The 12,037-nt window shown below is 68.5% G+C and carries 13 protein-coding genes; 9 read left to right on the top strand and 4 right to left on the bottom strand.

Annotated features, from left to right (window positions below; genetic code table 11):
• The coding region (gene argS / locus JHC81_RS11610) for an arginine--tRNA ligase (protein ID WP_292174805.1) at positions 1-1,331 on the bottom strand (1,331 nt) is incomplete at its 3' end.
• Positions 1,332-2,009 (bottom strand): Tat pathway signal sequence domain protein, encoded by a 678-nt coding sequence (locus tag JHC81_RS11605; RefSeq protein WP_292174802.1) that lies wholly within the window; start codon positions 2,007-2,009, stop codon positions 1,332-1,334.
• A gap of 153 nt (positions 2,010-2,162) precedes the next feature.
• Between JHC81_RS11605 and ispH the strand changes: the two genes are divergently transcribed.
• The 3 genes from ispH (at position 2,163) to JHC81_RS11590 (ending at position 5,547) form a co-directional block, all read left to right on the top strand.
• The gene (gene ispH, locus JHC81_RS11600) at positions 2,163-3,134 is read left to right on the top strand and encodes a 4-hydroxy-3-methylbut-2-enyl diphosphate reductase (protein ID WP_292174800.1); all 972 of its coding nucleotides are present in this window, start codon (positions 2,163-2,165) and stop codon (positions 3,132-3,134) included.
• Positions 3,135-3,211: 77 nt separating this feature from the next.
• Positions 3,212-4,129 carry a DUF4232 domain-containing protein gene (locus JHC81_RS11595; protein ID WP_292174797.1) on the top strand — a complete coding sequence of 306 codons (918 nt, stop codon included), beginning with the start codon at positions 3,212-3,214 and terminating at the stop codon, positions 4,127-4,129.
• An 86-nt stretch (positions 4,130-4,215) separates the two neighbouring features.
• Positions 4,216-5,547, top strand: a complete 1,332-nt coding sequence (locus JHC81_RS11590) for a dihydroorotase (protein WP_292174796.1) — start codon at positions 4,216-4,218, stop codon at positions 5,545-5,547.
• Between the two features lie 3 nt (positions 5,548-5,550).
• Here the strand turns inward: JHC81_RS11590 and JHC81_RS11585 are convergent, their stop codons facing one another.
• Positions 5,551-6,300 (bottom strand): hypothetical protein, encoded by a 750-nt coding sequence (locus JHC81_RS11585; protein WP_292174794.1) that lies wholly within the window; start codon positions 6,298-6,300, stop codon positions 5,551-5,553.
• Positions 6,301-6,374: 74 nt separating this feature from the next.
• Entirely contained in the window at positions 6,375-6,752 is a 378-nt protein-coding gene (locus tag JHC81_RS11580) for an iron-sulfur cluster assembly accessory protein (RefSeq protein WP_292174791.1), read from the bottom strand.
• Between the two features lie 65 nt (positions 6,753-6,817).
• On the opposite strand from JHC81_RS11580, the gene JHC81_RS11575 reads away from it, so the two are divergent.
• The 6 genes from JHC81_RS11575 to JHC81_RS11550 all read left to right on the top strand — a co-directional run bounded on the left by JHC81_RS11575 (position 6,818) and on the right by JHC81_RS11550 (position 11,973).
• Entirely contained in the window at positions 6,818-7,993 is a 1,176-nt protein-coding gene (locus JHC81_RS11575; protein WP_292174788.1) for a deoxyguanosinetriphosphate triphosphohydrolase, read from the top strand.
• Positions 7,994-8,066: 73 nt separating this feature from the next.
• The gene (locus JHC81_RS11570) at positions 8,067-8,843 is read left to right on the top strand and encodes an SPOR domain-containing protein (protein WP_292174786.1); all 777 of its coding nucleotides are present in this window, start codon (positions 8,067-8,069) and stop codon (positions 8,841-8,843) included.
• A gap of 5 nt (positions 8,844-8,848) precedes the next feature.
• The gene (nagZ, locus tag JHC81_RS11565; RefSeq protein WP_292174783.1) at positions 8,849-9,895 is read left to right on the top strand and encodes a beta-N-acetylhexosaminidase; all 1,047 of its coding nucleotides are present in this window, start codon (positions 8,849-8,851) and stop codon (positions 9,893-9,895) included.
• A gap of 172 nt (positions 9,896-10,067) precedes the next feature.
• Positions 10,068-10,889 carry a ScpA family protein gene (locus JHC81_RS11560; protein WP_292174780.1) on the top strand — a complete coding sequence of 274 codons (822 nt, stop codon included), beginning with the start codon at positions 10,068-10,070 and terminating at the stop codon, positions 10,887-10,889.
• A complete protein-coding gene (gene scpB, locus JHC81_RS11555; protein WP_292174777.1) occupies positions 10,886-11,545 on the top strand; it encodes an SMC-Scp complex subunit ScpB in 660 nt (219 codons plus the stop codon). The genes JHC81_RS11560 and scpB overlap by 4 nt, the downstream gene beginning before the upstream one ends.
• A 107-nt stretch (positions 11,546-11,652) precedes the next feature.
• Entirely contained in the window at positions 11,653-11,973 is a 321-nt protein-coding gene (locus tag JHC81_RS11550; protein WP_292174775.1) for a DUF559 domain-containing protein, read from the top strand.
• The last annotated feature ends 64 nt before the right edge of the window (positions 11,974-12,037 follow it).

Raw genomic sequence — 12,037 nt, 5'->3', positions numbered from 1 at the left:
TCCTCGAACTCGGCCTCGGGCAGGTCGTCGCCCAGCTTGGCCTCGCGCAGACGCTCGCGCGCCTTGTCGGTGGCCTGGGTGATCAGGTCGTGCAACTTCAGCACCCCGCCCGCGCGGGTCTTGAACGGCTTGCCGTCCGTGCCGTTCATGGTGCCGAAACCGAGGTGCTGCAGACTGCCCTCGGTCGCATAGCCGGCCAGGCAGGCGGCGCGGAACACCTGTTCGAAATGCTCGGCTTGCCGCTCGTCGACGACATACAGGATCAGGTCCGGATCGATCGCCTTGCGTCGGTCCAGAATGGTGGCCAGGTCGGTCGTGCCGTACATGGCCGAGCCTTCGGAACTGATGACCAGCAGCGGCGGCGGCGACGGAGCCTCGATCACGGAGCCGTCGGCCAGCTTCTTCTTGCGCGTCTCGCCGGGCCGGGCGACGTGAACCACGCGCGCACCGTCATCCTCGACCAGCAGGCCGGTGGTCTCCAGATGGGCGATCATCTCGGCCATGACCGGATCGGCGTCGCTCTCGCCGTTCCACAGGTCGAAGGTCACGCCCAGCGCCCCGAACTCCCGCTCCAGCGCCGTGCGGCTGACCGCAACGAAATGCTGCCACAGGGCGCGATAGCCGGGACGACCCGCCTGCAACTCAGCCGTCGCCTTGCGCGCGCGGTCGCGGAACGCCGGGTCTTCCTTGGCCTGACCGGCGGCCTGAGGATACAGCCGCTCAAGATCCTCCAGGGTGACCGGGCTTTCGGTCGGGAAGGGTCCGTCGCCGTCGGCCAGAAAAGCTGCCGCCTTGCCCTCGTCGCCCACGGCCACGATCAGCAGCCCCATCTGGAAGCCCCAGTCGCCGAAGTGGGCGTCGCCCCAGACGGTGTCGCCCCGGAACCGGAACAGCCGCTTCAGGCTCTCGCCGATGATGGAGCTGCGCAGATGGCCGACATGCATCGGTTTGGCCACATTCGGTCCGGCGAAGTCGATCACGACCTTGCGCGGGGCCTCGACGACGGCTGCTCCGGCATGATCGGCATCGACCGCCACCTGCGTCGCGCGCTCGGCCAGAGCCGCATCGGCGAGCTTAAGATTGATGAACCCCGGCCCGGCCACCTCGACCGACGACAGTCGCGGGTCATTGGCCAGCCGTTCTGCGATCTTGCCCGCCAGCTCGCGAGGATTGGCCTTCAGCGCCTTGGCGGCGGCCAGGGCTCCGTTGGATTGAAAATCCGCCAGGTCGGGCCGGTCCGACGGCGTCACACGCGCCAGCGATGCATCCACGCCTTCGGCGGCGAAGGCGGCGGCGACCGCTTCGCCCAACTGGGTCCGGAGGTCGCTCATCTACTGGGCCGGAGGCTGGGTCGTCGCCGCAGCAGCGGGTGCTGCCCCCGCATTGATGCGGAAGCGGCTGCCGTCGCGATTGAACTGCGCCATCTCCGGCGTCACGTCGAAGCCCACCAGGATCTCGAAGTTATCGCCGCTGGTCGTCAACTCCGCGCGGGGGATGATGATGGTCTGTTCCTCGGTCACCGACGTCCGGTCCGCGCCCTCGAAGGCGACGGGCAGGTCGAAATAGGTCTTGGCCAGCACGGCCTTGTTCCGTTCCGTCACGGCGATCCAGTAGCGGTAGGTGCGTCCGTCCGTCTGGGCCTGCGGACCGCGCCCCAGGTTGAACAGGATCCGCGTGTCGACCGTGATCGGCTGATCGGCCTGATACATGCAGTTGGAGGTCAGACCCTCGATCTCGCCGGTGAAGCCGACGTTGGCGGCGGACGGGCGTTCGCCTGTCATCTCGACATAGCGGGCGGCGTCATAGAGGATTTTCACATAGGGGCAGGGGCCGGCCGCCGCGCGGCGGCTCAAGGGCGCGATCCGCGGCGCGCGGGTGGTGCGTTCGGGCTCTTCGGACGCCCCCTGTTGTCCCGGACGCTGCTGCGGCGATTGGGCCTGGGCGGCCAGCGGCATCATGGTAGCCGCGACGATGGCCGAGGCCAGGGACAGTTTCAGGACGCGACGCATCGATGTTTCTTCCAGTCAGCAGGGAGACGCGCGGCGACAGCCTGACGCAGCGCGAACGCTCGCCGCTGATAGCGGCTAAAGCGAGGCGCGGCAAACGCGCCGTGTCGTCAAACCGAGGTGGCGTGACCCCGCTGCAATGACTAGGTTCGCGCCATGACCCTTACTGACGTCGTGCCCCTGTCCGGCAAGCGCCCCCTGACCGTGCGCATGGCCACGCCGCGCGGCTTCTGCGCCGGGGTGGATCGCGCCATCCAGATTGTCGAGCGCGCGCTCGAAAAGTTCGGGGCCCCCGTCTATGTCCGCCACGAGATCGTGCACAACAAACATGTGGTCGAGCGGCTGAAGGCCATGGGCGCGGTCTTCGTCAAGGAATTGGACGAATGCCCCGACGACCGGCCCGTCGTCTTCTCCGCCCACGGGGTGCCCAAGTCGGTGCCCGCCACGGCCCGTGCGCGCGAGATGCTGTTCCTCGACGCCACATGTCCCCTGGTCTCCAAGGTCCATGTCGAGGCCGAGCGCCACCACGCCAACGGCCGGCACATCATCCTGATCGGCCATGCAGGCCACCCGGAGGTCGTCGGCACCCTGGGCCAGCTGCCGCCCGGCTCCATCAGCCTGGTCGAGACGGTCGAGGATGCTGAGGTGTTCCAGCGTCCCGGCGACGCGCCCCTGGCCTATGCGACCCAGACCACGCTGTCGATGGACGACACCGCCGAGATCCTGGCCACCCTGAAGAGGCGCTTCCCTGAACTGCCCGACCCGCACAAGGAAGACATCTGCTACGCCACGACCAACCGTCAGGAGGCGGTCAAGCGGCTGGGCGAGGGCTGCGATCTGGTTCTGGTCGTCGGGTCCAAGAACTCGTCCAACTCGGTGCGCCTGGTCGAGGTGGCGCTGAAGGCCGGGGCCGGGGCGGCCGAACTGGTCGATGACGCCTCCCACGTCGACTGGTCCTGGTTCGAGGGCGTCCGGACCCTGGGCATCACGGCGGGAGCCTCTGCGCCCGAACGCCTGATTTCCGAGCTGGTCGAGGCCGTCAGCGCCCGCTTCGATGCGACGGTGATCGAGGACGACGGCGCGCGCGAGACGGTCACCTTCAAACTGCCGCGTGTGCTGACAGCCTGACCGCAGGACGCGCGTCCGCGACAAGCGGAGCCTTTGGCCGACTGTGGCGTTTGCCCTGCGTCAGACGGGGAGCCGACATGTCCATCTTCAAGCCTGCTGTTTGCGCCGCCGCTATGCTCGCTATCGGGCTCAGCGCCTGCGACCGCGATGCCGAGTCGGTGCCGCCGCCCGTCGAGCCTGTACCGCCCATCGCCGACGCCGCCCCCGTCACCGCCCGCTATGTCTGCGACAGCGGTCTCACCATCGGCGCGGCCTACCGCGATCCGGAATCGGCCCAGGTGACCTGGCGCGATCAGGTGCGCGTCCTGCGCAGTGCCCCGATCCCGTCCGGTGCCCGCTATATCGACGAAGGCGTGGAATGGACGCTGAGCACCCGCGACAATATCGAGACAGGGGTCCTGACCCGTGTGGCCTCTGCGGGAGGCGAGGTCCTCGAAACCTGCCGCCGCACCCTGCCGGTGGTCGTGACGGCCCCGCCCGTGGATGAGGCTGCGGCGACCAAAGCCGCTCAGGACGCACCCGGCGGCGTCTTGCCCAGCTCGCCGCCCTGCAAGGGTGGCCAACTGGCCCTGTCGTCAGACGGCGGCGATGCCGGGGCCGGCAACCGCGTCGCCATCATCGGCGTGCGCAACACGGGCACCCAGGCCTGCAGCCTGACCGGCTATCCCGCCGTCACCGTTCAGGATCGCCAGAACCGCACCCTCAGCGCCATCCGTTCCGAGACGACGCCCGGTAGCTACCTGCGTGCCGGTCAGGCACCGGCCCCGGTCAATCTGGCCCCCAATGCCAAGGCCTTCTTCGACATCGCCTGGAATGTCGTGCCGAACGAAGGTCAGGGCCAGACCGCCTGTCCGTCGGTCACCCGCATCCGCGCCACGGTGCCGGGCGACGACACCTCCGTGACCCTGGCCCAGGCGCTGACACCCTGCGGCGGGCGCATCCGCATCAGCCCGTTCCGCGCCGAGGCCGAGCCGGAACCCGCCTCCGCCGAGTGAGCCGCAAAAAAGTCTGTCCGGACCTGCGCAAGGGTCGCTCGGCCACGCTATAAGGCCGTTCTCGCTCGCTGCCAGGACGCTTCGCCATGACCCAGACCTACGACCTGATCGTCCGGGGCGGCGAAGTGGCCAATCATGCGGGACGTGGTCTGGCCGACGTCGGTGTCCGCGACGGCCGCATCGCCTTCATCGGCGATCTGTCCCAGGCTTCGGCGGGAGAGGTAGTCGACGCGACCGGCCTGACCGTCCTGCCCGGCGTCATCGACACCCAGGTCCATTTCCGCGAGCCGGGCCTGGAGTGGAAGGAAGACCTCGAAACCGGTTCTCGCGCCGCGGCCCTGGGCGGCGTCGTCGCCGTGTTCGAGATGCCGAACACCAATCCCAACACCACCGACCCGGCGACGCTGGAAGACAAACTGGCCCGCGCCCGCGACCGGATGTGGACCGACCATGCCTTCTACATCGGCGGCACCCACGGCAATGCGGCCTGGCTGGGCGAGCTGGAGCGGCTGCCCGGCTGCTGCGGGGTCAAGGTCTTCATGGGCGCCTCGACCGGCGACCTGCTGATCGCCGACGACGACGGCGTACGCGAGGTGCTGTCGAACGTGAGCCGTAGAGCCACCTTTCATTCCGAGGATGAATACCGCCTGGCCGAGCGCCGCGACCTGGCCCGCCCCGGCGACTGGACCAGCCACACCGACGTGCGCGACGCCGACAGCGCGATCATGTCCACCCGCCGCCTGGTACGCCTGGCGCGCGAGGTCGGCCGCCGCATCCACGTGCTGCACGTCTCGACGGCGGAAGAGATCGCCTTCCTGGCCGAGCACAAGGACGTCGCCACCGTCGAGGTCACGCCCCAGCACCTGACGCTGGATGGGGACGAGGCCTATGAGCGGCTGAAGGGCTATGCCCAGATGAACCCGCCGATCCGCAATGCCCCGCACATTGCGGGCCTCTGGCACGGCATCCAGCAGGGGGTGGTGGATGTGCTCGGTTCCGACCACGCCCCGCACACGATCGAGGAAAAAGCCAAGCCCTATCCGGCCTCGCCCTCCGGCATGCCGGGCGTCCAGACCCTGGTGCCTGTCATGCTGACCCATGTGGCGAACGGGAAGCTGTCGCTGGACCGGTTCATCGACCTGACCTCCGCCGGAGCCCAACGCGTCTTCGGCACCGCCAACAAGGGCCGGATGGCCGAGGGCTATGACGCCGACCTGACCCTCGTCGATCTGAAGGCGAAACACACGATCCGGCACGCGGACATGGCCAGCCGCTGCGGCTGGACCCCCTTCGACGGCTTCGAGGCCACCGGCAAGGCCGTCGCCACCACCGTGCGCGGTCGCGTGGTCATGAAGGACGGCGAACTGATCGGCCAGGCGCACGGCCAGCCCGTGCGGTTCATGGAGACCCTGGCCTGAGCCTCAGTAGTAGGGGTCCATAGACCGGATATTGCCCGAGGCCGTCACGCGGCAGATCGAGCGATAGCTTCCTGTGGCCATGGTCAGTTCCAACTCCCCGTTGCCGGCATCGCGCACGCTGATCGGGACGCTGGAGCCATAGGGGCGGTTCTGGAACTCGTCCGCGCGACGCGAACACGCCTGCTGCGCCGCATCCGGGGCACCGCGGACCCAGCGGCTGTTGGAGTGACGGCGGTTGCTGGCCTCGGCCTCACCCGCCAGATAGCCGTCGTGATAGCCTTCGGTTTCGTGGCGATCGTCATAGTCGGCCCCGTAAAGCGCGGCCTGATAGCCGCGCTCATACTCCCGATCGTGATCCCGATCCGTCTCGCCGTGCCGCCGGTTGTGGGATGCCAGCGCAGCGACCAGCCCGATCAGGGCCACGCCGGCCACCGCCGCTGCGGCCCTGTCAGACGAAGAGTTGCTGCCTCCGCCACACTCGCTTCGCCCGGCCTGATTGATGGAATCGTACCGCCCGTCCCGCGTCATGATCGACACGCATTCGTCGCCGCGCCGCCAGTAGGTCATGCGACCGTCGCCGACGACCTCGCTGCGATTCGTAGCCTGATAGCCTCGGCGCTGAAGTTCGCCCTCGGCCTGCCCGGCACGCGCCCCGACCATGTCCGACAATCGCGGGGGCGTCTGGGCCGAGGCGGTTGAGGCCAGGCCGACGGCGAAAGCGAGTGATGTGGCTGCAAGGCGGCGTGTGAACATGGTGGTTCTCCCTTCCCTGACGAAAGAAAACCACGATACGCAGACGGGTTCCAGCACAGGCGTGCTTAACGCCCTCAGATCGAGAAACTGACCCCGCAGCCGCAGCTGGAGGCGGCGTTCGGATTGCGGATCACGAACTGCGCGCCCGCCAGCTCATCCACCCAGGCGATCTCCGAGCCCTTCAGAAAGGGCAGGGAGACGGCATCCACGAGGGCGGTCTGGCCGTCGTTCTCAATGCGGATGTCGTCGGCCTCCGCCGCCTGGACCAGATCCAGCCGGTACTGGAACCCCGAACAGCCGCCACCGTCGACGGCGACGCGCAGCATGACCGGATGGCCCTCGACCTCGCCCAGCTTGGCCAGGCGTCTGGCCGCGCTGTCGGACAGCGACAGCCCGTGCCCGCCGGTGGCCGGGGAAATCTGGAACGACGCTGGAGATTGGACGCTGGTCACAGCCCTCTATATGAGGCGCTGACGGGCGACCGCAACGGTCGGCCCCATCAAATGAGCCGCTACCCGTGTCCTTTGACCGCGCTCCCTACGCCGAATATCCCGAACACAGCCGGGGTCGCCTGACCCACGAGCCCATCAGCCGTACGCGCAACGCCTATGCCCGTGATCGCGACCGCATCATCCACGCCACCGCCTTTCGACGCCTGAAGGAAAAGACCCAGGTCTTCGTGGCGCATGAGGGCGACCACTATCGCACCCGCCTGACCCACAGCCTGGAGGTCGCCCAGATCGCCCGCTCGCTGGCCCACGCCCTGCGGCTGGACACCGATCTGGCCGAGACCGTGGCCCTGGCCCATGACCTGGGCCATCCGCCGTTCGGCCATGCGGGCGAGGACGAGCTTCAGGCCCAGATGCTGCCCTGGGGCGGCTTCGACCACAACGTCCAGACCTTCCGCGTCGTGACCGAGCTGGAGGAACGCTATCCCCAGTTCGAGGGCCTGAACCTCAGTTGGGAAACCATCGAGGGCGTCATCAAGCACAATGGTCCGGTCGATCACATGCTGGCCGAACCCGCGTGGAAGGCCGTCGCCGACTACGCACCCCGCTGGGACCTGCGCCTGGGCACCTTCGCCTCGCTGGAGGCCCAGGCCGCCGCCATCGCCGACGACATCGCCTATAACAACCATGATGTGGATGACGGGGTCCAGGCGGGCCTGTTCACCCTCGACGATCTGGCCCAGGTGCCCCTGATCGGGCCGATCCTGCATCAGACCCGCCGCGACTGGCCCGACATCGACGAGCGGATGATCCGTATCGAGGCCGTGCGCCGCATGATCGGGGCCATGGTCGAAGATGTGCTGGCCGAAACCGAAGGCCGTATCGAGGCCGCAGGCATCCGCTCGACCGAGGACGTCCGCACCGCCGACCGCACCCTGGTGGCCTTCTCGCCGCAGATGCTGGCCGACCTGGGCGTGCTGCGCCAATTTCTGTACCAGCGCATGTACCGCCACTACCGCGTCAATCGCACCCGCAGTCAGGCCCGGCGCATTCTGGCCGAGATGTTCCAGCTGTTCATGGCCGAGCCCGAGACCATGCCGCCGGAATGGTCGGGCAAGGCGGGCGCGGCGGACGAGGCGAAACGCGCCCGCGCCGTCTGCGACTACATCGCCGGCATGACCGACCGCTATGCCATCGAGGAACACAAGAAGCTGTTCAGCCTCGACCTCGCCCTCGATCTGTGATTCCTGACGGCGGGGTGGCTAGACTGATCACCCGCGCGTGCGATTCGCGTGGGCATTCTCCAAGGCGCGACCGATGTCACACGAAGATCCCTACCGTCCGAACACGGGCCGCGACCGCGGGGCCTATACGCCGCCGACCGACGACGACCTGCCGTTCGACCGCCAGAGCTATGACCCGCGCCGTCCCCGCGGCGGCGGCAACGGTGGCGGCGGCGGCAAGGCCCCGCCCGTGACCCTGATCGTCAGCGCCCTGGTGCTGCTGGCCATCATCATCGGCATCGTCGTCATGTTCAACATGGACGGGCTGTCGCCGTCAGAGGACGCGCCGCCTGCCGTCGGCACCGTCGTCGGCGAGATGAAGGCCGCACCGCCCATCGACGCGCAGCCCGTCGATCCGGCCGCCGGCATCGATGTCTATGACACTGCCGAGGCCGTGCCGACCACGCCGCCGACCTTCACCGCCCCGCCGGAAGAGGTTCAGCCGCGTCCCGAGCCCCGTCCGCTGGACACCGCCCCGCCGGTCGTCCGCCCGGCCCCGACGCCTGCGCCCTCGCCACGCCCGACAACACCGCCCGCCGAGACCCGCCCCGCCACGCCCGCCGCCACCGGCGGCAGTGCCAGCGTCCAGATCGGCGCCTTCTCCACGCCCGGCATCGCCGAGACCCAGTACAATGCCGTCGTCGGCCGCTACTCGCGCTTCACCCAGGGCGGCTCGCGTCGCATCCAGGAGGTCCAGTCCTCCAGCGGCTCGACCCTGTATCGCACCAGCGTCGCGGGCCTCAGCCGCGAACAGGCCACCGGCCTGTGCAATGCGATCAAGGCCTCCGGCGGCGACTGCATCGTGCGCTGACCGGGGTGACCAGCGCCGCCATATACGGCTGTAGCGGCCATCGCCTGACGCAGGAGGAGCGGGCCTTCTTCGCCGAGGTCCGCCCCTGGGGCTTCATCCTGTTCCGGCGCAACATCGACAGCCCGGATCAGGTCCGCGCTCTGACCGCCGATCTGCGTGACAGCGTCGGCTGGGACGCCCCCATCCTGATCGATCAGGAGGGCGGCCGGGTCCAGCGCATGGGCCCGCCGCACTGGCCCAAATATCCGCCTGGGAATGCCTATCTGAAGGCGACCAACGACCCGCTGGCGGCGCGCGAGCTGGTCCGCTTGGGCGCGCGTCTGATGGCGCACGATCTGAGGGCTGTCGGCATCACCATCGACTGCGTACCCGTGCTGGACGTGCCGGTGCCGGGGGCGCACGACATCATCGGCGACCGCGCCTATGCGACGGACCCCGCTACCGTGGCCCAGCTGGGGCGCGCCGCCGCCGAGGGGCTTCTGGCAGGCGGCGTCCTGCCGGTCATCAAGCATATGCCGGGTCACGGCCGGGCCTTCGCCGACAGCCACAAGGAGCTGCCCACCGTCCACGCGGATCTCGACACCCTGGACGCCTGGGACTTCGCGCCGTTCAGGACGCTGTCGGACATGCCGATCGCCATGACGGCCCACATCGTCTTCACCGCCATCGACGCGAAACGCCCCGCGACCCAGTCGAAAAAGGCCATCAAGCTGATCCGCCGGCATCTGGGCTTCAACGGCCTGCTGCTGTCCGACGACCTGGTCATGAATGCCTTGTCCGGCACCCTGACCGAGCGGGCAGAGGCGTCGCTGAAGGCCGGCTGCGACCTCGTCGTCCACTGGAACGGCGACATGGCCGAAATGCGTCAGGTGGCCGAGGGCACGGGCAGGCTGAAGGGCGGAGCCCGGCGGCGCGCCGACGCCGCACTGGCCCGCATCGTTCACACACCCGAGCCCCTGGACGCGTTCGAGGCCCGCGCCCGTTTCGACGCGATGCTGGCCGGCAAGCTGGATGCGGCGCAGGGGCCGGACGTGGGCGAGGCGCAGGCATGACCATTTCGATGTCCTTCTCCCCTCGCGGGGGAAGGTTGGCCGCGGAGCGGCTCGGATGGGGGGGCTGCCAGCCACGCGCTGAACGTCTGAAGGCCCGTCTTCTGAACCAGCCCCCCCATCCGTCAGGCTCCGCCTGCCACCTTCCCCCGCAAGGGGGGAAGGGCATCGCTCGATGACCGAAGCCTTCCAGCCCAATCTGGACTTCACCGCCGTCGAACAGGTCGATGCGCGTGAGGCCTTCGTGGTCGATCTGGAAGGCTATGAAGGCCCCCTGCATGTCCTTCTGGCCTTGGCCCGGACGCAGAAGGTCGATCTGCTGAAGCTGTCGATCACCCGGCTGGCCGAACAGTATCTGGCCTTCGTGCACGAGGCGCGGCGCAGGAATTTCGCCCTCGCGGCCGACTATCTCGTGATGGCCTCCTGGCTGGCCTATCTGAAATCGCGCCTGCTGCTGCCCCGCACCGAAAAGGGCAAGGGCGAGGAGCCACCCGCCGAGGAGATGGCCGCCGCCCTCGCGTTCCGTCTGCAGAAGCTGGAGGCGATGCGCCGCGCGGTCGAGGCGATCACCAGCCGACCCCAGTTGAAGCGCGACGTCTTCACGCGCGGCGACCCGGAGGCGACGGTCATCGTCCCGTCCGACCGCATCGACGCCAGCCTGTACGAACTGATGGCCGCCTATGTCACCCAGCGACGGCGCGAGGAGCAGCGGCGCTATAATCCCGGCCAGCGCGTCGAGGCTTTCGCGCTGGAGGCCGCCCGCGACTGGTTGCGCGACATCCTGCCCCGCATGGACCAGTGGACACCGCTGGATCGCGTCGCGCCAGAGCGCACCGACACCGACGGCCCCTCCCAGGCCAGCTTTACCGCCTCCACCCTCTCGGCCAGTCTGGAACTGGTCAAGGAAGGGGCGATGGACGTGAAACAGGCGACGGCCTTTGCCGAGGTCTATCTGAAGCGGCGGGGGCAGGGGATGCCTCTCGAACTGACGCCATGATCCAGTTCGCCCCCGACGACACCGAGATCGAGCGCCGCGTCGAGGCCCTGCTGTTCGCCGCCTCCGGTCCCCTCTCCGCCGCCGAAATCGCCCGCCGCCTGCCCGAAGGTGCGGATGTCGGCGGGGCGATTTCCGCTCTGCGCGACCGCTATCAGGGGCGGGGGGTCGAGCTGGAATGCGTCGCCGACCGCTGGCGCTTCCGCACCGCCGCCGACCTGTCCTTCATGATGACCGAAGAGCGCGAGGAGCCGCGCCGACTGTCGAAGGCCGCGCTCGAGACCCTGGCCATCATCGCCTACCACCAGCCCTGCACCCGCGCCGAGATCGAGAGCGTGCGCGGCGTCTCCCTGTCGCGCGGCACCCTGGACCTGCTGCTGGAGATGGGCTTCGTCAAGCTGAAGGGCCGCCGGCGCACGCCCGGTCGCCCCGTTACCTATGCCACCGCCGACCGCTTCCTGGAGCATTTCGGACTGTCCAACCTCTACGACCTGCCCGGCGTGCAGGAAATGAAGGCCGCCGGCCTGCTGGACCTGTCCATCCCCGTCGGCTTCGAGGTCCCCGACCCGTCCCGCGCGACGGACAACGACGACGAGCCCCTCATGCCCGGCGACGACGACAGCCCCGAGTTCGCCCAGGATTTCGTGGCCGAGGACTAGCATCCATTGATCCTTCTCCCCCTGCGGGAGAAGGTGGCAGCCCGAAGGGCTGACGGATGAGGGGTCGCGCGGTGTCGGACGATTGGTTTCAGGGACGCGCCAAAGACATGCGGCGTGAGCCCGCATTGTATGAACGACGGCTCTGGAAACTCTTGCGCGACAGGCGACTGGAAGGCCTGAAATTCCGCCGACAGGTCGTGCTGGGGAGATATGTCGCCGACTTCGTCTGCTTCCGGCATCGGCTGATCGTCGAAGCGGACGGGCCGCTGCACGACGAGCGGATCGACCACGATGAGGCGCGGGATGCCTGGCTGACGGCGGAGGGTTTCGTGGTGCTGCGGTTCACCAACCAGCAGATCGAGAGCCGAAGCTGGGAGGTGATCGGCGCGATCATGGCGGCGTCCGAGCGAAGGCTGACAACCGGATAGGCGCGTGCGACCCCTCATCCGACCTCGCTTCGCTCGGCCACCTTCTCCCGCAAGGGGAGAAGGG

The organism is Brevundimonas sp., assembly GCF_016463295.1.
In the GTDB taxonomy this organism is placed as follows: Bacteria; Pseudomonadota; Alphaproteobacteria; order Caulobacterales; family Caulobacteraceae; genus Brevundimonas.
The sequence above is the reverse complement of the archived record's forward strand: the minus strand, read 5'-3'. Positions and strand labels throughout refer to the sequence as shown.

Bases quoted from the DNA above. Each gene is read 5' to 3' on its own strand.
- JHC81_RS11560 (WP_292174780.1), top strand. From the start codon at position 10,068: ATGACCGAAGCCTTCCAGCCCAATCTGGACTTCACCGCCGTCGAACAG.
- JHC81_RS11595 (WP_292174797.1), top strand. From the start codon at position 3,212: ATGTCCATCTTCAAGCCTGCTGTTTGCGCCGCCGCTATGCTCGCTATC.
- JHC81_RS11585 (WP_292174794.1), bottom strand. From the start codon at position 6,300: ATGTTCACACGCCGCCTTGCAGCCACATCACTCGCTTTCGCCGTCGGC.
- JHC81_RS11605 (WP_292174802.1), bottom strand. From the start codon at position 2,009: ATGCGTCGCGTCCTGAAACTGTCCCTGGCCTCGGCCATCGTCGCGGCT.
- JHC81_RS11570 (WP_292174786.1), top strand. From the start codon at position 8,067: ATGTCACACGAAGATCCCTACCGTCCGAACACGGGCCGCGACCGCGGG.
- JHC81_RS11590 (WP_292174796.1), top strand. From the start codon at position 4,216: ATGACCCAGACCTACGACCTGATCGTCCGGGGCGGCGAAGTGGCCAAT.
- scpB (WP_292174777.1), top strand. From the start codon at position 10,886: ATGATCCAGTTCGCCCCCGACGACACCGAGATCGAGCGCCGCGTCGAG.
- JHC81_RS11550 (WP_292174775.1), top strand. From the start codon at position 11,653: ATGCGGCGTGAGCCCGCATTGTATGAACGACGGCTCTGGAAACTCTTG.
- ispH (WP_292174800.1), top strand. From the start codon at position 2,163: ATGACCCTTACTGACGTCGTGCCCCTGTCCGGCAAGCGCCCCCTGACC.